The sequence below is a fragment of the Enterococcus casseliflavus NBRC 100478 genome (assembly GCF_001544095.1).
Taxonomy (GTDB): Bacteria; Bacillota; Bacilli; order Lactobacillales; family Enterococcaceae; genus Enterococcus_D; species Enterococcus_D casseliflavus.
In genome coordinates this window covers 123,643-144,284 of the sequence record NZ_BCPT01000010.1, presented here as the reverse complement: position 1 = coordinate 144,284, position 20,642 = coordinate 123,643, and the positions used below count along the sequence as shown (strand labels likewise).

The 20,642-nt window shown below is 44.3% G+C and carries 21 protein-coding genes; 14 read left to right on the top strand and 7 right to left on the bottom strand.

What is annotated here, in order from left to right:
• The first annotated feature begins 866 nt into the window (after positions 1–866).
• On the top strand, positions 867–2,336 hold the full coding sequence (locus tag ECA1_RS10370; protein ID WP_236596101.1) for a LysM peptidoglycan-binding domain-containing protein: 1,470 nt from the start codon (positions 867–869) through the stop codon (positions 2,334–2,336).
• 221 nt (positions 2,337–2,557) lie between these two features.
• Here ECA1_RS10370 and ECA1_RS10365 read toward each other — a convergent pair whose 3' ends face one another.
• Entirely contained in the window at positions 2,558–2,977 is a 420-nt protein-coding gene (locus ECA1_RS10365) for a hypothetical protein (RefSeq protein WP_010748629.1), read from the bottom strand.
• 14 nt (positions 2,978–2,991) lie between these two features.
• Complete coding sequence (locus ECA1_RS10360) at positions 2,992–3,444, bottom strand: YueI family protein (protein WP_010748630.1); 453 nt, start codon at positions 3,442–3,444, stop codon at positions 2,992–2,994.
• Between the two features lie 107 nt (positions 3,445–3,551).
• Between ECA1_RS10360 and ECA1_RS10355 the strand changes: the two genes are divergently transcribed.
• From ECA1_RS10355 to ECA1_RS10330, 6 genes are all read left to right on the top strand, one after another.
• Positions 3,552–4,121, top strand: a complete 570-nt coding sequence (locus ECA1_RS10355) for a GNAT family N-acetyltransferase (RefSeq protein ID WP_005227144.1) — start codon at positions 3,552–3,554, stop codon at positions 4,119–4,121.
• Positions 4,122–4,136: 15 nt separating this feature from the next.
• The gene (locus ECA1_RS10350; protein WP_060792418.1) at positions 4,137–4,514 is read left to right on the top strand and encodes an iron-sulfur cluster biosynthesis family protein; all 378 of its coding nucleotides are present in this window, start codon (positions 4,137–4,139) and stop codon (positions 4,512–4,514) included.
• A gap of 1 nt (position 4,515) precedes the next feature.
• Positions 4,516–5,409: a metallophosphoesterase gene (locus tag ECA1_RS10345; protein ID WP_060792417.1), complete on the top strand. Its 894-nt coding sequence runs from the start codon at positions 4,516–4,518 to the stop codon at positions 5,407–5,409.
• Positions 5,410–5,494: 85 nt separating this feature from the next.
• Positions 5,495–5,716: a DUF2829 domain-containing protein gene (locus ECA1_RS10340; RefSeq protein WP_005227147.1), complete on the top strand. Its 222-nt coding sequence runs from the start codon at positions 5,495–5,497 to the stop codon at positions 5,714–5,716.
• Positions 5,713–6,462: a 3-oxoacyl-ACP reductase gene (locus ECA1_RS10335; protein WP_060792416.1), complete on the top strand. Its 750-nt coding sequence runs from the start codon at positions 5,713–5,715 to the stop codon at positions 6,460–6,462. The genes ECA1_RS10340 and ECA1_RS10335 overlap by 4 nt, the downstream gene beginning before the upstream one ends.
• A 30-nt stretch (positions 6,463–6,492) precedes the next feature.
• Positions 6,493–7,059, top strand: a complete 567-nt coding sequence (locus ECA1_RS10330) for a nucleotidyltransferase family protein (RefSeq protein WP_060792415.1) — start codon at positions 6,493–6,495, stop codon at positions 7,057–7,059.
• Positions 7,060–7,150: 91 nt separating this feature from the next.
• Here the strand turns inward: ECA1_RS10330 and ECA1_RS10325 are convergent, their stop codons facing one another.
• From ECA1_RS10325 to acnA, 4 genes are all read right to left on the bottom strand, one after another.
• Positions 7,151–7,690: a biotin transporter BioY gene (locus ECA1_RS10325; protein ID WP_005227150.1), complete on the bottom strand. Its 540-nt coding sequence runs from the start codon at positions 7,688–7,690 to the stop codon at positions 7,151–7,153.
• Between the two features lie 105 nt (positions 7,691–7,795).
• Positions 7,796–8,650, bottom strand: coding sequence for a helix-turn-helix domain-containing protein (locus ECA1_RS10320; protein ID WP_060792414.1), 855 nt, complete (start codon positions 8,648–8,650; stop codon positions 7,796–7,798).
• A 104-nt stretch (positions 8,651–8,754) separates the two neighbouring features.
• The gene (gene icd / locus ECA1_RS10315) at positions 8,755–10,005 is read right to left on the bottom strand and encodes an NADP-dependent isocitrate dehydrogenase (protein WP_060792413.1); all 1,251 of its coding nucleotides are present in this window, start codon (positions 10,003–10,005) and stop codon (positions 8,755–8,757) included.
• The gene (gene acnA, locus ECA1_RS10310; protein WP_060792412.1) at positions 9,998–12,694 is read right to left on the bottom strand and encodes an aconitate hydratase AcnA; all 2,697 of its coding nucleotides are present in this window, start codon (positions 12,692–12,694) and stop codon (positions 9,998–10,000) included. The genes icd and acnA overlap by 8 nt, the downstream gene beginning before the upstream one ends.
• Positions 12,695–12,929: 235 nt before the next feature.
• Between acnA and ECA1_RS10305 the strand changes: the two genes are divergently transcribed.
• The 4 genes from ECA1_RS10305 to spx all read left to right on the top strand — a co-directional run bounded on the left by ECA1_RS10305 (position 12,930) and on the right by spx (position 17,165).
• Positions 12,930–14,291, top strand: a complete 1,362-nt coding sequence (locus tag ECA1_RS10305; RefSeq protein ID WP_060792411.1) for a citrate/2-methylcitrate synthase — start codon at positions 12,930–12,932, stop codon at positions 14,289–14,291.
• Positions 14,292–14,525: 234 nt separating this feature from the next.
• Entirely contained in the window at positions 14,526–15,977 is a 1,452-nt protein-coding gene (locus tag ECA1_RS10300; RefSeq protein WP_282956822.1) for a peptidoglycan DD-metalloendopeptidase family protein, read from the top strand.
• 286 nt (positions 15,978–16,263) lie between these two features.
• Positions 16,264–16,665, top strand: a complete 402-nt coding sequence (locus ECA1_RS10295) for an Asp23/Gls24 family envelope stress response protein (protein WP_005227156.1) — start codon at positions 16,264–16,266, stop codon at positions 16,663–16,665.
• 50 nt (positions 16,666–16,715) lie between these two features.
• The gene (spx, locus tag ECA1_RS10290; RefSeq protein ID WP_010748641.1) at positions 16,716–17,165 is read left to right on the top strand and encodes a transcriptional regulator Spx; all 450 of its coding nucleotides are present in this window, start codon (positions 16,716–16,718) and stop codon (positions 17,163–17,165) included.
• A gap of 147 nt (positions 17,166–17,312) precedes the next feature.
• Here the strand turns inward: spx and rpsD are convergent, their stop codons facing one another.
• Complete coding sequence (rpsD, locus tag ECA1_RS10285; RefSeq protein ID WP_005227158.1) at positions 17,313–17,924, bottom strand: 30S ribosomal protein S4; 612 nt, start codon at positions 17,922–17,924, stop codon at positions 17,313–17,315.
• A 367-nt stretch (positions 17,925–18,291) separates the two neighbouring features.
• Between rpsD and ECA1_RS10280 the strand changes: the two genes are divergently transcribed.
• The 3 genes from ECA1_RS10280 to ECA1_RS10270 all read left to right on the top strand — a co-directional run bounded on the left by ECA1_RS10280 (position 18,292) and on the right by ECA1_RS10270 (position 20,625).
• Positions 18,292–19,089, top strand: coding sequence for a formate/nitrite transporter family protein (locus ECA1_RS10280; protein ID WP_060792410.1), 798 nt, complete (start codon positions 18,292–18,294; stop codon positions 19,087–19,089).
• Between the two features lie 217 nt (positions 19,090–19,306).
• Positions 19,307–20,083, top strand: a complete 777-nt coding sequence (locus ECA1_RS10275; RefSeq protein ID WP_005227160.1) for a Cof-type HAD-IIB family hydrolase — start codon at positions 19,307–19,309, stop codon at positions 20,081–20,083.
• Between the two features lie 119 nt (positions 20,084–20,202).
• Entirely contained in the window at positions 20,203–20,625 is a 423-nt protein-coding gene (locus tag ECA1_RS10270) for a methylglyoxal synthase (protein ID WP_008376307.1), read from the top strand.
• The last annotated feature ends 17 nt before the right edge of the window (positions 20,626–20,642 follow it).

Genomic DNA, 20,642 nt, shown 5'->3' with positions numbered 1-20,642 from the left:
ATATCGTTGTTTGATTCCTGATCTGATAGTTAACACAATAGTTAATTCCCTCGTTTTTTGTCTTTATTTATAAAAAATATTTATTTTAATATGAATACTGGAAAAATAATTGTGTTTTTGGTAATCTAAAGAGAGGAAGTTCTAGTTTTTTTATACACGATTAAATAACTATCGTTTTTTGAAGAGCCGCTAAATTAGGTCAGCATGTATAAAAAAGATATGAACATAGATATTGTCTTTCAACTATGCTTTTACATATAACAAAATGGTTGGCATCAAAAAAGCGGCAAAGGCAGACGGGTTCTCTTATCTTTGTTATTGACAAAAGAAGTGCAAAGATTGTTTTCAATTGAATCAAAAATGAAAGTTCATCATCGGAAACGGAGTTGAATCGATACTCAATGTTCAAGTTATTTGGAAGTAAGGCAGGTATTATAGCCGAAACTGATTGTGGTTCGATGGGTGACTCCTAAACATAGGCGCATTGCTTTAAGAATTTGTGGAACGGTCCTTTGGCAGCATCTTATAGGTACACAAAGGATATGGATGATTTTTTCCGATCCCTGCGAATGTTTGACAGTGCTTTGTCGGTTCTTCATTCAGTGTGCAGGCTTTTTTCGTAGGCTTAAATCAATGGTTTTAGTGCTTCTAACCGAGGAATCACTTTTTCTTTAGCCGCTCTTTTCTGTCTTTCAACGGGCTATGATTCACAAGAGCCCTTCTGAGTAGATAAGTATACTAAATTTATTATACAGATCCATCCTGAAATTTTAATCAGGTTATGGTGTGTAATAAGTTGAATATAATAGCATTACAAAAAAGGAGAGTACGGAATGAAAAAATTTAATGGTAAGATTGTTAAAACGTTGGCATTACTAGCAACAATTTTTACGGCTGGTGCGTTATCAAATCAAGTTTCAGCATCAGAAGAAACAGCATCCCCTATTTCCGCAAGCGTATGGGTTGCCAGAACACCCGAACAAATCAAAGCTGATATTACTGGGAATGAATATACGATTGTTTGGGGTGATACACTTAGCGCCATCAGTAAAGCGACAAATATTACGATCGAACGTCTAGCACAATGGAATAATATTTACAATATTGACTTGATTTATGCTGGCAACAAATTAGTGTTTGATGGAAATGTGGTTTCTCTAAAGGATGCAGAGGGTAATACGATTAGTCAAGCAGTGATTCAAGATACTGACAAAATTGATCCGACCAAACCAATTGGGGGAGGAAGCAATACAAATCCTGGAAACAGTAATAATGGATCAAATGTCTCTACAAAACCGACACCTCCAGCAACAGATAACGGATCAGGAGACGGATCAACAAAACCAACGCCACCTGCAACAGATAATGGATCAGGAGAGGACTCCACAAAGCCAACACCACCAGCAACGGATAATGGTTCAGGTGGAGATAATGGTTCCACTAATCCACCAGCTGATCGAGAGTTTGAAGTGACAGTCGTTGCAGAAAATGAAGAAATTACACGCCTCCGTGTCGGACCATTCTTAACTACCGATGAAGTGGCGGCATGGCTGCTTGAAAACTATGTTGGCTTAGTTTCAGACCTACAAATCTATCTAGAAGGAAACTATATCTATATTGAGTTCAATATTCCGACACCTGATAATGGAGGCGCGACTGACCGTGAAATTGTAGTTGAAGTTGTCTATGAGAATTCATATTATACTCGTCTACGTGTCGGACCATTCCTAAGTAACGAGGAAGCTACTGCTTGGAAGCATGAAAATTATCCAGAAGTAGTTAAGGGGCATGAAGTTCATTTTGTAGGTGATTATATCTATATTGAATTTGTTGTATTTAATAAAGACGAAGACGACAAAGATGTAGACGGCGGAGATAACGGTTCCGGTGGCGGAGATACAGATGTAGATGGCGGTGAAAACGGTTCTGGTGGCGGTGACACAGATACCGATGGCGGCGAAGACGGCTCTGGTGGCGGAGATACAGATACCGATGGTGGAGACAATGGCTCTGGTGGCGGAGATACAGATGTAGACGGTGGCGAAGACGGCTCTGGTGGCGGTGACACAGATACCGATGGTGGCGAAGATGGTTCTGGTGGCGGTGATACAGATGTAGATGGCGGCGAAGATGGCTCTGGCGATGGCGAAACAGATGTGAATATTCCAGTCAATCTGGGCAATAGCGGCATTTTTGCAGCTACTAGTGCAGAAGCGAGTGCAAGTGCATATTCTTTATGGGGTGAAGGGAAGTTTTTAGAGTTTACACGCTTTGTTATTCGGCCAGCGCTAAATGCAAATGGAGATCCAATTGGTTTTACAGTTGATTTTTACTAAATAAAAAAAGTTAAGTTGATTCTTTGATGTTTCATATAAATTAAGAAGAATACAACTTAAAACTAATAAAAACCAGTCAGAAACTGCCTCTGACTGGTTTTTATTTGAAGAAATCATGAGAGATACGTTATCGTCCTGCTTTATGGTTCGCTTCACTAGCAATCTATTATATCCAGTACTTTTTATCTGCAGGAAGTATCGTGAGCCTTTCTTATATCTTCTTATCCTTCAAAAGCAGCGATCTCAATCGTTTGTTTTGTTTCTTCCACCTTGAGACCCGTTCGGGCTTCCCACCATTGTTTCATTTCTTTTTCATACGTGGTAGGAAAACGTTGGATCAAGGTCAATAACGGTACGCCTTGAATCGAGGCGTAGGGAAAGTTTAAAACCAGATTGTACTTCAGTTCCGACAGGAGGCTATAATATTGAAACATCATAAAGTTCATTTCATTCTTATCCTCCAGCAGGAGTACTTTCGGAGCGCGATCCAGCATAAAACCCAAGCTGCGCATCATGAACAATACGCCATCTAGATGGCTGGATTCGATCGTGGGTGCCGTTTTCAACAAATCGATATGCAGATCCAAAGCATCAAGCAGTTCTTTCTTTAATGAAAGGTAGGGCGGTGTTGATTGTTCCATGATAGTTCCTCCTTTTAATGGAAAAGACGTTTCCAAAATGACGTTTTCTCTGGTTGTTCCTGCTCTTTATCCGATGGAGCGGCAGCTGCAGGGAATTTTTTTTCGATATCGATGACGTCTTCATTGACGGCTTCTTTCCCAGCAATCAGCAAGCCGATACTGTCTGGACCAGCATCTTGGGCATCGGAGACGATCCGAAATTCCATCTGTTGTTTGGTCAGTAAAGTGATGTAATCGGTCTGGATCGATTCTGGCAATTTTCCGTTAAGTAGCACGAGCGCTCCTTGATAATCTGGTAAGGCGTTCAAGAGCGTTTTCTGGTTGTCCTTCTTCTTCATTTCTGTTACTGTCATACTAAGATAACACCGTTCACGAAACGTGCCTAAATACTTGCGCTGTTCATCTGGGTTGACGCGAGGCGTCCCATACATTCCTGTATCAAGGCGTTTTTCTAATTCGTCTGACATTGAAGTATCCTCCTCAAAGCGTTTACTTATGCTTATTATAGCATATCCAGCAAATAGCAAAAGAGGGGTGCGATCGTGAGAGAGTATTGACAGAAAGTAGGGATCCTATGACAACAAAAGAACGACATTTGCTATTGTTAGCAGAAAATCAACGGTTGGAGACACCGAGGCTGCTCTTGCGTCCTGTTTCCTTGGCAGATGCAGCGGACATGTTTGCCTATGCAAATGATGAAGAAACGACGACCTTCGTCTTTGCTAGACATGGGTCGGTTGAAGAAACAAAACTGCGTATTGCCGAGTATTTTGTTGCTGCACCCTTAGGAAAATTTGCGATCGAAGAAAAAGACTCAGGCAAAATGATCGGGACCATCGATTTGCGGGTAGAATCAGAAAAAGAGATCGCTGAACTCGGTTATACATTAAGTCGCGATTATTGGGGGCAAGGGATCATGCCAGAAGCGGCAATGGCATTGCTGCATTTCGGTTTTGAAACACTCGAATTGATTCGAATTTTTGCTCGACATGATGCCCGAAATCCCAAGTCTGGACGGGTCATGGAGAAAATTGGGATGAAATTGGAAGCAACGATCCCAGCTGCCCGCAAATCGGGTGAAGAAATCATCGATGAAGTCACGCGCGGCATCACCCTGGAGGAATGGAAAAAACGTATCATGTAAAGGAGGGCTCTCGTCATGGAACTGACCATTGAGCCAGCAGCAATTGAAAAAATAACCCCTTATGTGCAGCCAGATGATCGTCTCTATTTGGATTTTGAAGACGGCGTCGGTCCGTTTCCTGCAACGGAGATCACCTGCCGTTTGGACATCCATTTTCGCCTGATCATCGTGCCGCAAAGCTATCCAGAAGAAGGATTGGCGATCTACGACACCCCTTTAACGACACCCTTAGGCACGATTTGGTTGAAGCAAGGGGCTCAGGTGTATTTAGAAGAACAGACTCGGATGCAGGTGGAACCGACCTATCAACGGTTGCAATTGGTGGGAAATAGCGGGATCTTAGCTAACGATGTCCAATTGTTACGGATCGAAAAGCAGACGGCGGGCCGCTGAGATGGGCACGCTGGCGGTTATTAGCGACTTGCACGTCGATATCAACCAATTACTCGATCCCCATCTGCAGCTGATCGCTGATTATTTGCAGCAAAATCAGGTGACCCATCTGCATCTGGCAGGAGATGTGGCGAATAAAAAACAACGGCTATTAGACGTGGTCGCATTTTTTCAAAGTCGACAGGTGCCAACGACCTTTCACTGGGGCAATCATGAAATGGTGGACTTGACGGAACAAGAGATCGAGGCTTTCGATGATCCCGCCTTTCTTAATTTTCAGACGTATCGCTTATCAGAAAAAACACAGCTGTTGGGAATCAATGGCTGGTATGACTACCAATATTCTGATCTGACCAGTGAAGGTGAGATCTTGCGGCTGAAAAATTTGTTTTGGTATGACCGCATGATTCAACGAAAGGGATCGGATAAGGAGATCAGCCAAGCCATCAATGAGCGTTTAGCGGAAACATTGGCCCATTTGCCGCAAGACCAAGAAATTCTTCTTTCTACGCATTTTGTGCCCCAAGAAGCGTTTATTGTGCGGCAGACCGGCAAGTACGCCCGCTGGAACCACCTAAATGCGTTTTTGGGGTCGCCTGATTTTGGCGCAGTGATCGATCAGTACGCCAATGTGCGGGCAGTCGTCTTTGGGCATACCCATCGACGCTTTGAGAAAAAAGAACTTGCGGGAACCAGCTACTATTGCCGTCCCTTCGGCTACTATTATGAATGGCAGTTGACCCGACGCTTCGTTTTGGAAAATCACTTAGCAGAAGCATATTCTCCAACGAAAGTTCGGACGCTGCTGCGAAACCATCATGAGGCATTTGAGGACTATAAAACGGCGCATCTTTTAGAGGAATTGGCGCAAGCGATCACGCTGCTGCCGTATTAGCGCAGCAAACGAGTTCTGCTTGTTTTCGTAATTGATTTTCCAAGCAATTTAAACCATTAGAAGAAACACACAAAGGAGAAAAATCATGACATTTGAAGAAATCTTACCAGAATTAAAAGCCGGTAAAAAAATCATTCGTGAAGGTTGGGGCGGCTTTGAACTTTATGTGACATTCGTTGAAGGCGAAGTGTACGACAATGCCCCAGTCACCCCTTACTTTTTGATCAAAACAGCGGATGAGGGATTCTCGAGTTTCGCACCGACTGTTTGCGACATTCTTGCGGAAGATTGGAAAATCGTGGAATGACGGCAGCGTGGATCGATGACAAAACGATTGTGTTTGTCACAGGGGCTGCTTCAGGCATCGGCAAAGCGCAAGCAGAGGCGTTTCTTGCAGAAGGCGCTCAAGTATTTGGTGTTGACTGCCAATCGTTTCCCGATTCGCTTTTAGCCCAGCCCCGCTTTTTCGGCACATGTTGTGACTTAGCGGTGAAAGAAAATTGTCTTGCAGCGGTCCAAGCTTGTGTGACGCACTTTGGCGGTATCACAGTCTTGTTAAATACAGCAGGAAAGCTTGACGGCTATCATACGATCGCTGAGACGACGTCAATGGAGTGGGAGGAGATATTTCAAACCAATGTCTCCAGCATGTTTTATTTAACGAAAGAAATTTTGCCGCTGATGCAAGCCAATGGCGGCGGAACGATCATCAATATGGCGTCCATCGCTGGAATGGTCGCAGGTGGGGGCGGGATCGCCTATACAACCGCAAAACACGCGATCGTCGGGTTTACCAAACAGTTGGCATTGGATGTTGCAGATCAAGGGATCTCGGTGAAGGGCATCGCGCCAGGTGCGATTCAAACGCCGATGAATGCGGCTGATTTTGCCGGTGACGGAAAAATGGCGCAATGGGTAGCAGAAGAGACGCCAGTCAAGCGTTGGGCGCAACCAGAAGAAGTTGCAGCACTGACCCTTTTTCTTGCCAGTCCGCAAGCTAGTTACTTGCAGGGGGCGATCGTGCCCATCGACGGTGGTTGGACCTTGAAATAACTAGCCTGAACCCATTAGAGGAGGACGCCAATGAAGGGACAAGCGATCCAGAACTTGTTTGCAAAAAATCGTGAATGTCGACAACTGCTTACGATCATTGAAGCGCTGCAGCTGTCGGATTGCTGGCTGTGTGCTGGGTACCTGCGGAATTATTTATGGGGGTTTCTCAGTGGAAAAATAGCGGAGGTGCCGCTGACCGATATTGATGTCGTGTTTTATGATCCGACTGTAAGCATAGAAGAAACAGCAGCGATCGAAGCGCAACTGCGCCGCTCGTTTCCCGAATTTCCTTGGGAGGTTCGTAACCAAGCGTTGATGCACCAGCACAATTTTGCCGAGGAGCCGCCTTATACAAGTACCTTCGATGCTTTAACGAAGTTTCCAGAGCGTTGCACAGCGGTAGCGGCACGAATGAATCAAGGCAAGCTTGAATTGATGGCGCCTTTTGGTTGGCAGGATATTTGCAGTTTTCGGGTGCGTCCAACACCGCATTTTGCCCAAAATGAACAGTATCTTGCGGTTTATCGACAACGCCAAGCGATGAAGCAGTGGCAGAAAATTTGGCCGCAGCTCTCGATTGAAGAGGGGAAGAAATAAAAAAGAACACTCGCGTGATGCGGCGATTTCCAGAAGTTAGACGAAAAAGCTAACTGATGGGAATCGCTACATATGACGCGAGTGTTTTTTATTAACGTAAAGCCAATGGTTGCGCCAAGCGGTTTCTTAAAAAGATACCTAGATAAGCTGCGGCAACGGCTTTGATGATCCCAGGGATAATAAACAGAACAAAACCACCGTTAAAGGCAGCCGGCCATGCCATGCCCGTGCTCCATTTCAGCCATAATGTACCAAACAACAAAGTTGCCAGCGCACCGACAATATTGCCGATCACTGCTCCTGTGTAGCGAAACGCTGTTTTTTCTACGATCAATCCAGTAAGCAATCCATTAAAGAGGAAGCCGACTAAATAGCCACCAGTTGGTCCTAACAAAACACCGACACCGCTGGAAAAACCAGCGAAAACGGGCAAACCAATCAATCCTAACAGCAAGTAGATGATGATCGCCATCGTTCCAGTTCGCGTGCCGAGGAAAGTCACCGCCAACCCGATCGCAAAGGTTTGTCCTGTCAATGGGATCAAACCTAATGGAATCGTCAGTTGGGAAAGACCAGCAATAATGATCGCAAATAAAGCGGCATGGATTTGTTCACGTAATGATAATTTCATCGAATCCTTCTCTCTAATAATAATTTCGTTAACCTAAAAATAAATTATTTGGTTAACGAAATTATAAACGGTGGTTTACCAAAAGTAAAGAAGAATCTTGTTTTTTTAGTGTCCTTTTTTTAAAAGGACAATCAAGTTCTTTGAGGAGAGGAAAGGGGCGATCTCTTCCAGCTCATCTGTTGAGAAGGGCAGTGCTTGAACGAGCCGGCAGATCGTTGCTTCTGTTAGAAACGGCAGCAGTTCTTCGATTTCATCATAAGCCAAGCGTTCTGCTGCGGTAACGTTTGGCTGTTCCAGGGCGGTCAGCAGGAGTTCATCCAGATACGGCGCAGGTAAAAAGGGCAGCAGTTCTTCAATCTCAGAAAAGCGGAAGTCAGGAGTTTCAAGCCAGCCTTTGATTTCTTCCGCCAAAAAGTTGGGGGGTAAAAAGGGCGCCGCCTCTTCCCAAAAAGCCATGGAATAGTGCTTGCCTTTCAGGAGCTCTTCTACTTGGGGCTTTTTCAAAAACGGCAGGAGTTCTTCCAGTACCTCTTCTGGGATATTCTCGGCACCATTTAGCAGGTGCTGCAAGTCTGCGCTGGTCAAATGAGGTGCTAGCCTAGGCAATAAGTCTAGATCTAAAGAAGTTTCTTGAAACGGTTCTTCTTGAATCAACGCTGACAATTCTTGCGGTTTGATCAGCGGAGCTAGTTCGGCGATTTCTTCTGGCTGTGCGGTTCCCGCTTGATAATGTTGCACCGCAGCTGCTGGCTTTCCTAACAGCTCATCGATGGATAGGTCTAAAATCGCTGCTAGCTGCGGCAATTTTTCAATGTCCGGCAGTGAGTTACCCCGCTCCCAATTACTGACCGCCTGATAGCTGACAAGTAACTGGTCGGCCAAGTTGCTTTGGGTCAGGTTTTTTTCTTTGCATTTGGCAGCGATCTGCTGACCGATTGTTCTCATGTTGAATTCACTCATAAATGAATTCCCCCTTTTATGCTCTAAGTATAGTTTCTCAAAAGGTGAAAACGCAATCAAGCTGTGATTGAGCAGGCAAATGCCGACACAATCACAGCTTGAGTTTACGAATGGATCAACTGAAGGAGGTGTTCACCAAACGCTTGTGTCGTTAAACAGACCGCTTCTGGCATCAACTGCGCGAAGTCAGCAGTGACGTGTTGACTTTGCAAGGCTTGTTCAATGGCTTGTGTTAGGATTTGGGCTGCTTCTGGCCAGTTCAAATGTTCTAATAGCATGCACGCTGACAACAGCAGTGAACAGGGATTGGCTTTGCCAAGTCCTGCGATATCCGGTGCTGTTCCGTGGGTAGCTTCAAAGATGGCTGCCCCAGTAGCGTAGTTGATATTGGCACCGGGGGCGATCCCGATGCCGCCGACTTGTGCAGCAAGTGCATCAGAAATGTAGTCGCCGTTCAAATTACAAGTGGCAATGACGTCGAATTTTTCTGGATACAAAAGGATCTGTTGTAAAAAGTTGTCTGCGATCACGTCGTTAACAACGATTTTCCCAGCCGCTTTTGCCGAGGCAAGGGCGGCTTCGGCTGCCTTTGAGCCGTTTTCTGCTTTGATTTTGTTGTATTGATTCATTGTAAAACACTGGTCGGCGTATGCGGTCTCTGCAAGCTGATAGCCCCAGTTTTTAAAGCCGCCTTCTGTAAATTTCATGATATTGCCTTTATGCACCAGTGTCACCGTGGGCCGCTTTTGAGCGATCGCATACTCAATGGCAGCAGCGATCAAGCGCTGACTGCCTTCTAAAGAGATCGGCTTGATGCCGATAGCGGCAGTTTTAGGAAAACGAATCGCCTTGACAGCAAAGTCTGCTTGCAGTGTCCGGATCAGACGCTGCGTTGCGTCGTCGTCTTTGGCAAATTCGATGCCAGCATAAACATCTTCAGTATTTTCTCGAAAGATCACCATATCGGTTTTTTCTGGCTGCTTTAAAGGCGAAGGGACCCCTGTAAAATAGCGAACAGGTCTGACACAGGCGTAAAGATCCAGCGTTTGCCGCAAGGTGACATTCAATGAGCGAAAGCCCTCGCCAATTGGGGTAGTCAACGGTCCTTTTAAGGCGTATTGTTGAGCCTTGATCGTATCGATGGTTGCTTGCGGCAGCCATTCCCCCGTCTGTTCAAAGGCGGCTTCTCCAGCTAAAACTTCCAGCCATTCGATGCGGCGTTGATTGTCATAGGCTTTATTTACAGCGGCATCAATCACAGGTTGCGCAGCCTGCCAAATCTCGGCACCGATGCCGTCTCCTGCAATGTAAGGAATGGTGATCGTCGTTGCTTCATGGGTTGTTTGGTTAGGCATGGGCAGTTCCTCCTAATTCAGCTTTTTTTCGAATGACCATCGGTAAAATTCCTTGATGCTTCCAATAGCGAATATCTGCAGGGGCATCAAAGCGCAGGCGGGTCATAAAGGAGACAGTCCCTCCGTCAATCCGTTGCGCAGTGACTTCGATCAGCTGCTTGACCACTGGCTCTTCTGGCAAAGCGATCGAGAATGTTTCGCTGCCGTCCAAATCAAACGATGCGGCACTTTCACCAGCAAGATATTCAAGCGGAATGATCCCCATCATGACCAAGTTGCTGCGATGGATTCGTTCGAAGCTTTCTGCTAAGACGACTTTAACGCCTAACAATTGTGTTCCTTTGGCGGCCCAGTCGCGAGAAGAACCCATGCCATAATCTTTACCAGCTAAAATGATACAGCTTTGACCAGCTTTTTGGTAATTCATAGCTGCGTCAAATATCGACAGGGTTTCCCCAGTTGGAAAATAATGCGTGACACTGCCAGTACTGCCAGGCACTAGCTGGTTTTGCAGACGGATGTTGCCGAAAGTCCCCCGCATCATAATCTGATGATTGCCGCGCCGCGAACCAAAGGAGTTGAATTCACGATACGGAACTTCTTTTTCTTGTAAAAATTTTCCGGCTGCAGAATCCATACTGATGCTGCCAGCAGGAGAAATATGGTCAGTGGTGACGGAATCACCCAATTTTGCCAAGACTTTCAGATCAGCTAAGACATCTGGTTTAGGCAACTCTTTGGTCAATGTTTCAAAGTAGGGCGGATGAGCGATGTAAGTGGATTGCTCCTCCCATTCATAACATGCGCTCGTGGTGGTTTCGATCGTATTCCAGCGTTCATTGGCATCAAAAAGATGCTCATAGGCAGCGCGAAATGCTTCTGGTCCGACGTACTCTTGAACGTAAGCATTGACTTCTTCATTGCTAGGCCAAATATCAGACAAATACACCGGCTCGTCATTGACGATAGCTAACGGTTCTTTTGTGAGATCTTTGCGAATGCTGCCAGCGATGGCATAGGCAACAACTAATGGCGGTGAAGCCAAATAATTGGCTTTGATCTGTGGATGGATTCTTCCTTCAAAATTTCGATTGCCTGATAGAACCGATGCCACCAGTAGATTTTCTGCCTCAATTGCTTCAGCGACCTGCGCTTCTAAAGGACCTGAATTTCCGATACAGGTGGTACAACCGTAACCCACCAAATAAAAGCCGAGTTGCTCTAAATACGGCAGCAAACCACTGTTTTGCAAATAGGTGGTCACGATCTGGGAGCCAGGTGCAAGGGAGGTTTTGACCGTACGAGAGACGGTCAGACCTTTTTCAATGGCTTTTTTAGCCAATAAGCCTGCCGAGAGCATGACGAAGGGATTGCTCGTATTCGTACAGCTAGTGATCGCCGCCAAGACGATATCGCCGGTCACTAATTTGTCAGGTGCAGCATCTGGCCAGGTAACGCTGGCTGCTTTTTGCCATTCGTCCTCTGAAAGACCAAAGCCCTTGGGACCGACGGCAGCCGTGACTGATTGTTCAAAATCCTGACGGACTGCTGGAAGCAAAATCCGATCTTGCGGGCGTTTGGGGCCCGCTAATGCCGGCTGAACTTCTGCTAGATCAATGGTGATCGTCTTAGTATAGGTCGGCACGGTCGTTTCATCATAAAAGAAATGGTTGGCTTTGGCGTAAGCGGTAACGAGTTCGATCAACTCGCTGGAGCGCCCGGTCGTTGCCAAGTAGTTCAAGGTCTCTTGATCGATCGGACAAAAACCGCAAGTGGCACCATATTCAGGGGCCATGTTCGCTAATGTCGCCCGATCGGCTAAGCTCAAATGACCATAGCCCGGGCCAAAGTATTCGACAAATTTTCCGACCACTTTTTCGATCCGCAGCACTTCGGTTACTTTTAGTGCTAAATCGGTAGCTGTGGTACCTGCAGGCATCTCGTTGATAAATTTCACCCCGATGACTTCAGGTGTAGGAAAGAAAGAAGGTTCGCCAAGAATCGCAGCTTCCGCTTCAATACCGCCAACCCCCCAACCGAGGACCCCCAAACCGTTGATCATCGTGGTGTGAGAATCGGTTCCTTGCAATGTATCAGGAAACAGCAGATGTTGGTCTTCGTATGTTTTTTGCAAGATCACATCAGACAATGATTCGATGTTGACTTGATGAATGATCCCTGTTTCAGGCGGAACGACTTCGAAATTGTCGAAAGAACCTTGTGCCCATTTCAAGAATTGATAGCGTTCTGCGTTGCGTTCAAATTCCCGCTCCGTATTAAAAGCGATCGCCCCAGGCGTACCGGCTTGATCGACTTGCACAGAGTGGTCGACGACGAGTGTGACGGGGATCTCAGGATTGATGTCTTCTGCGGCACCGCCTAAAGCGACCATCGCATCCCGCATGGCAGCCAGATCAACGACTGCAGGCACCCCAGTAAAGTCTTGCAAGACGACCCGCTCTGGTTTGAATGGCACGACACCGGTAGGGCTTTCTGCCTGCCAATTCGCTAAAAATGGTAAATAATCCTCTGTAATTTCCTCGTCTTGATGACGAGCAACACTTTCCAATAAAACTCGAATGGAGTAGGGCAAGCGAGATAAATCAGCCCCTAAGTCTTGGGTGATTTTCGCTAAGTCAATATACGTGTATTGCGTGTCATTGACGGTGAGTTGAGTTTGCCACTTCATAAGAATCCTCCTTTTTACGAAGATAATCGTACTTATTAGGAATAATTATACGTTGATAATTTAAAAAATCAATTAAATTTATGAAAAATATTTCATTTTCTAAACATCGTGCTATAATGTGTGAAAGTTTGTTAAAAAGCAACGATTTTATAGGATGACTATTTTAACGATATTTGTATACGGTTAAATAACATTATAGTCGATAGTTTGTAGAAAGATTGGAGGTAACATCACCGTGGAAAGATTAGAAAAGAAAGAGAAATTGTCCTATCTTGCATCGCAATGTCAGAAATACAATTTGATAGATATGAATCTTTATTCAGAATATGATGTAAAGCGTGGACTGAGGGATTTAAATGGCACGGGGGTCTTAGCAGGTCTTACGACGATCTCCACCATTTATCCAGAAAAAATCATTGCCGGCAAGCCAGTTGAAGCTTGTGGCGAGCTGCGTTATCGCGGAATTGACATCAATGAGTTAGTAGCAGGGTTCGTCAATGAAAAACGTTTTGGTTTTGAAGAAATTGCATATTTATTACTTTTCGGCGAACTGCCAAACAAAACAGAACTTGCGGCATTTCATTGCCTATTAGCAGAAAAACGTACTTTGCCGACCAATTTTGTTCGTGACGTCATTATGAAAGCACCTTCTTCTGATATCATGAATAGTTTATCTCGCAGTATCTTGACACTGGCAAGTTATGATCCGCAAGCAGATGACATCAGCATTGAAAATGTGTTGGAACAAAGTCTGATGCTGATCAGTGTCTTTCCACTCTTGGCAATCTACGGCTATCATGCCTACAATCATTACAATCAAGGGGAGAGCATGTACATCCACCGCCCGACCGAAGAGTTGAGTACAGCTGAAACGATTTTGACTATGCTGCGTCCAACGAAAGAATATAGCTTCCAAGAAGCCCAAACATTGGATATGGCACTTGTTTTGCATATGGAACATGGCGGCGGGAATAATTCGACCTTTACGACACGAGTCGTTACCTCCAGTGGGACGGATACCTATTCAACGATTGCTGCAGCGCTAGGTTCTTTGAAAGGACCTAAACACGGTGGCGCCAATATCAAAGTGACGGAAATGATGGGAGATTTGAAGCGCAACGTTGCTGATATTACCGATGAACAGGTCATCCGCACTTATTTGGAAGCAGTCCTAGATAAAGAAGCATTTGACCGTAAAGGATTGATTTATGGCATGGGCCACGCGGTTTACAGCGACAACGACCCCCGTGCGGCGATCTTTAAAAATTATGTAGCCAAACTGGCACAAGAAAAAGGATCAGAAGCTTGGCAAGAATATCAATTGTATACGATGGTCGAACGCATTGCTCCTCAAGTCATCAATGAAAAGCGCAAAATCTACAAAGGAGTCAGTGCCAATATCGACTTTTTCAGCGGGTTTGTTTATAACATGTTGGATCTACCAGAAGAACTGTATACACCAATGTTTGCTATTGCACGGATCGTTGGTTGGTCCGCCCATCGGATCGAAGAGCTGGTCAACGCACAAAAAATCATGCGTCCCGCCTACAAAGAAGTGTCAAACGATCGGGAATATATCGATATAGAGTCAAGATAGATCAAAACAGCAGGGAGGAAGCTCGCTGCTGTTTTTGTTTTGGACACTCGAAAAGAGAAGGATTGAGCCGTTTTTTGCGTATTTTTACTAGAGAGCAAATGAATGGCTTGGATCATTCATTCGTTAGAAAAATCAAGTTTTTCTCGTTTTTCATATAGGAATGCAAAAATTGATTACAAAGTTTCTTGCATTTTTTGTATGATAGAGGGAGGAATAAAGGAGGAAAGTTCACGAATGAAAATAAAAAAATGGATGGCAATTGCCATTATTACCAGTCAATTTTCAACAATGCTGCCAGTATCGGCTGCGGCATCTGTTTTGACGAACGAGTCTACTGCAGGTCAAAATACAGCTGAGTCAACGGTTCCGGGAGTGAACGGGCCAACCATGGGCTTGGTCCCTGAAGATGCCGCAACGGTACCAGGAGAAAACGGCGAAGTAGTTCCAGGAGAGTCAACACCTGCTCCTGAACAGCCAACACCAGAACCTTTGCCAGAACCAGAACCAACCCCGACACCCGAACCAACACCAGAACCAGAAGAGCCGACACCAAATCCTGATCCTGAGCCGAATCCAGAACCAGAACCAGAACCAACACCTGAGCCGGCGCCAGAACCAGAAGAACCAGCACCAAATCCAGCACCAAATCCAGAACCAGAACCAGAGACAACACCAAATCCAGAGCCAGAATCAACACCAAGCCAGCCTTCGCCTGACATCAAAGAAGTACCGAATGTACCAGAGTTGACGGTAACGCCGCCGCAAGAAGATGAGCCAGCAAAATTTGAAGTCACGCCAGTCAAAGAAACGTGGGACTTTATTATGGAGATTGGAGAAGATGCTCGTAAAGTTGGACAAGAAGAAGATCTTTACGCATCGGTCATGATTGCCCAAGCGATTTTAGAGTCTGGCAGCGGAAGAAGCCGTCTGAGCCAGGAGCCTTTTTATAACTTATTTGGTATTAAGGGACTTTATGAAGGGAATGGGATTTCCTTCCAAACGCAAGAAGACGATGGTTCTGGTAATTTATACACAGTTCATGCCACTTTTCGCCAATATGACAGCATCGAATCTTCTTTGAAAGATTATGCGAAATTGTTGAAAGAAGGATTGGACCACAATCCGAATTTTTATAAAGGTGTTTGGAAATCAGAAACAGAATCTTATGAAGATGCTACGGAATATCTGACCGGACGTTATGCATCAGATACACAATACAATGAGAAGTTGAATGCGCTGATTGAAGCGTATGCCCTGACGAGTTATGACAAAGAGAAACCAGAATTACCGACAGGCAGCGAAAAGATGATCTATCCTGTCAGCAATCCAGTTGTCTCCTCTGTCTTTGGTCCGCGAGGCAATGGGTTTCATCGTGGAGTGGACTTCGCCGCACCACAAGGAACGCCAATCATGGCTAGTCTTTCAGGAACAGTGATCCGCTCAGAATATCATTCTTCATGGGGAAATTATGTTGCCATCGAGCACAAAGATGGGCTGACGACATTGTATGCCCACAATCATCGCAATTTAGTGGAAGTCGGTCAAACGGTCGAACAAGGCGAGGTGATTGCTTCTATGGGAAGTACGGGGAACAGTACAGGCCCGCACTTGCATTTTGAAGTCAGTCTTTCACCAAGTTTAGCGCGACACCAACTGATTGATCCGTTGGAAGTTTTGTCAAAATAACACGAAAAAAAGAGAGCGTTGTAGATGCTTTCTTTTTTTTTGTCAAGAAAAACGAATCATTTCAGGAAAATTATGCTTTGAGATTTTTTTAGCGCATTCATTTTATCTTGCACGATAAATTTATTCCGAAAACAAGTGTTTTTCTTTGTAAAAAAAACAAAAAGAATTTATGCTAGAAAGGTAGGGAAAAAAATTCCCAAGAGGAATGTCCACTTTAGACAAGGTCGTGTATGCGACTTTGCGATGTCTCTAGTATCCTTTCTTATTTAACCAAGGAGTGTGAAAAATGACTGACGATCAGCAAACAACGAATGTGTCTAATGAAGCAGCGCAAGCAAGTCCACTGTCCTTTGAAGAGAAAGTCATTGAAACAATTGTTGGTGTCGCTTTGCAGTCAATTGATGGCTTGATTAGTGTAAATGGCAGATTTCTTTCAGATATGACCGAAAACCTTGAAGAACAGCCGCAAGTCGCTTCTGGCATTGATGTGGAAGTTGGCAAAGAAGAGGTTGCAGTTGATTTGGAAGTAATCGTGGCTTACGGCAAAGATATCCCCAAACTCTTTGCGCAAGTCCAAGAGGTGGTCTTAGAAGAAATTAGCCGCTTGACTTCTTTGAAAGTCAAAGAGATCAATATTCGAATCGCCGATATCGTCAAACAGGAAACGATCGATCAAATCGAAGGTTGAGCACCAAACAAAAAATCGAAGTACATCAAAGAGAAAGGAAGAATGAACAAATGATATCACTATATACAACACCCAGCTGTACGTCATGTCGTAAAGCCCGTGCATGGTTGACCGAAAATGAACTACCATTTAAAGAGAGAAACATTTTTAGCGATCCATTAAATAGTGATGAACTAATGGAGATTCTTTCTTTAACGAAAAATGGAACGGAAGACATTATATCTACTCGTTCGAAAGTGTACCAAAAGCTAGACATTGATTTAGAAGAGTTGAAGCTAGAAGAGCTGCTTTCATTGATCGAAAAATACCCGAACTTATTGAAACGACCAATTATCTTAGATGAGAACAAGCTCCAAGTGGGGTACAATGAAGAAGACATTCGTAAATTCGTGCCACGAAACTTACGAAAGATCATTTTCAAACGTCGCCAAACAGAGCTGCTCATGTTTAATTATCGCCAAAAGCAAGAAGAAGGCGAATCTGTTGCGAACTTTATCTAAAATAGGAACAAAACCGGCAAATGAATACAGCGATGTATCATTGTCGGTTTTTTTGTATTTTTTTAAGGTTCTTCTTAAAGGGATCCGTAAATCCGTTGAGTCCACAAAAAAACACGATTCCCAAAAGGAATCGTGTCGGTTGAAATCTTAAAGTTTTTGGTTGTAGAATTCAACGACTAGTGCTTCGTCAACTTCTGCAGACAATTCATCACGCTCAGGTAAACGAGTTAATGAACCTTCTAATTTTTCGCTATCAAAGCTTACAAATGACGCGCGGCCAGCTGTTGCTTCAACTGCTTCTTTGATTGTTGAGATGTTTTGTGATTTTTCACGAACGCTGATGACTTGTCCAACTTCAACGTGGTATGAAGGGATATCAACGCGTTTGCCATCAACTAAAACGTGACCGTGGTTTACTAATTGACGTGCTTGACGACGAGTAGTTGCTAAACCTAGACGGTAAACAACGTTATCTAAGCGTTGTTCTAGCAAGATCATGAAGTTAACACCGTGTTTACCTTCTTTGATTTTGCTTGCTTTGATAAACAATGTACGGAATTGACGTTCGTTCATGCCATACATATGACGCAATTTTTGTTTTTCAGTTAATTGCATGCCGTATTCTGATTTTTTGCCACGGCTGTTTGGTCCGTGTTGACCTGGAGCGTAAGGGCGACGTGCCAATTCTTTTCCAGTTTCTGATAAAGAAATTCCTAAACGACGAGAAATTTTCCATGATGGTCCTGTATAACGAGACATAATTTAGTTCCTCCAATAAAATAGTTTGGAGTAAAATAATCCGTTGAAAAATTCACATTCGTGCAGTTCGTTCTTCAATCTTCACCTTTGCAGCCGCGGTTACGCAATTGCACCCGAGGGGCAACGAACTGGTGACGAGCTGTTATTTTCCTGCTGCATTATTTTACACAAGGAATAGTATACGACAAACTAGGGGCAAAAGTCAAGATGGAGCCGGCTTTGGATTTGATGAAAACAAAGCTTGAAATTTTTCATTAATTACTTATATTTTCAAATATCTCTTTACAAATCAGCATTTCGTCATTAGAATATGGAAGTATTGTGCAAATTATAACGAAGTAAAATTTTTCATAAAAGGAGTAGAAAAATGAATCCAGTATCCCCATTATTTGAGAAGATCGATTCATCCATAGAAAAGAAAATCGATTTGATCAAGAGTAGTTATTTGCGTTACGCTGTACGTGCGATGATGGCTTGTTTATTCTTGACCCTCGGAACAGCTATTGCTTTTGCGATCGCTATGAAAGGTGAATCAATGGTTCACGGGTTAGGAAAAATTTTGTATGCATTTATGTTTAGCTGGTCTTTAGTCATGATTCTTTATATGAACGCAGAATTAGGAACATCGAATATGTTGTATATGACTGTTGGGGTTTACCGTAAACGTCTAAGTATTCCTTTGGCATTGAAAATTTTGCTTACGTGTGTCTTGTTCAACTTGATCGGCGGGGTGATCTTCGGCTCGATCGTTGCGCTAACGGGACCTTTTCAAGGGCTGACCGCAGACAACTTTATGCTGACCTCGATCACTGCAAAATTAGAAAAATCCACTATCCAAATTTTAGTGGAAGCGATGTTCGCTAATATCGTGGTAAACACAGCCGTGTTGGTAAGCATGCGGATGAAAGACGATGCTGGAAAAGTCGCAGCAATCATTTTCATCATCTTCATCTTTGCTTTCTTAGGCTTCGAACACGTCATCGCTAACTTCCCAGCGTTTACCTTAGCTTTCTGGGCTTCAGGCGGACATTTGGCAGGCATGACTGCCGGCAGTGTGATCCATAATTTAGTTTTTGCCTTTATTGGTAATTATATCGGCGGTGGCTTGGTCATGGGACTTGGCTATGCATGGTTGAACAACTCAAAATCGACCTATGTCGACTAATCAGAACCTACAAAAAGAAGCAGCGATGCTTCTTTTTTTCTTTTCTCTAACATTTCTCTAGGAAGAAGCTATCATCCCTTAACGGAGCGTTGAAATCAGCGGTCATTTGTGTTAAGAATAAGTATGCACGGTTTTTCTTGCTGTTTTTTGTAAAAATGACCGCAACCAAGACCAAAATCTTAGTTACTTCTTAATAGAAAGCGAGCCTTAACCTTTTATGAATCGGAAATTCTTTGCCTTTGATATTGATGGAACCTTGCTTGACTCGAACAAACAGCCACTAGACAGTACGCTAAAAGCCCTTGACCTTCTGCGAGATGCTGGCCATTTCGTGACCGTTGCCACTGGGCGCAGTCGTTTTCACGCCCAAGACATTATTCGTTCGTTGTCCTTTGATAATTACATTTTATGTAATGGGGCAGCCGCCTTTCTTTCGCATCAGCAGGTGTATAAAAATTTGCTCGATGAAACGCAATTGGCTGCTTTCGTGGCAGAAGCCCAAGAGCTTGGGATCGATACGGCCTTTGTCGGGATGGATACAGCGAAACGAGCGTCTTCGTTGGATATTGCTAAAATGGAAGCAGCGATGCATTCCTTTGGTGCCCAACTTCCTGAGTTGGACATGGACTTTCCTGAAGAAAAAGAAGTCTATCAAGCATTGGCTTTTTACGGAAAAGAGTATGAGCATTTCTTTGACGAGAAATACAGCAAACTGCGTTTTGTACGTTGGCATGAAAACAGTGTGGATGTCGTTCCAAAAGAAGGCTCCAAAGCAGCAACGATCCTGTGTGTCGCAGAACAATTAGGGATAGCGCAAGAAGATGTGATCTGTTTTGGTGATGGCCAAAACGATCGTGAAATGCTGACTGCCGCAGGTGTCGGTGTGGCAATGGGCAATGCGGTCCCTGAGATCCAACAAGTCGCAGATATGGTGACCGCTAGCAATGATGAAGATGGCATCTGGTTAGCCTTGAAAGAATTACAACTGATTTAAAAAGGAATCCTTTAGACATAGCACAGTCGATTTGCGGCACCTGTGCTATGTTTTTTTGTTTTTTTCTCGGTCGCAAAGAAAATAAATTGGTACAATAGAAAAAAGGGGGAATGCAGCAAATGAAAATCGCATTGATTGCTCATGATCGAAAAAAGGATGTAATGGTAAAATTAGTGACTGCCTATCGAGAAATTTTAGCGCAGCATGAACTTTTCGCAACAGGAACTACGGGGAAGAGGATCGAAGAAGCAACCCAGTTGCCTGTCCACCGCTACAAATCAGGGCCGCTGGGAGGAGACCAGCAAATTGGCGCCATGATTTCGCAAGATGACTTGGACATGGTGATCTTTTTGCGCGATCCTTTAGCCGCACAACCCCATGAACCAGATGTAACGGCATTGATTCGCTTGTCAGACGTGTACGAGATTCCTTTAGCCACCAATATGGGAACGGCAGAGATCTTGCTGCGCGGGTTAGCAGCTGGCTTTGCTGATTTTCGACAAGTGATCCACGAAACGGACAATCGTCCCCTGTCGTTATAAAGATAGTAGAAGAATTG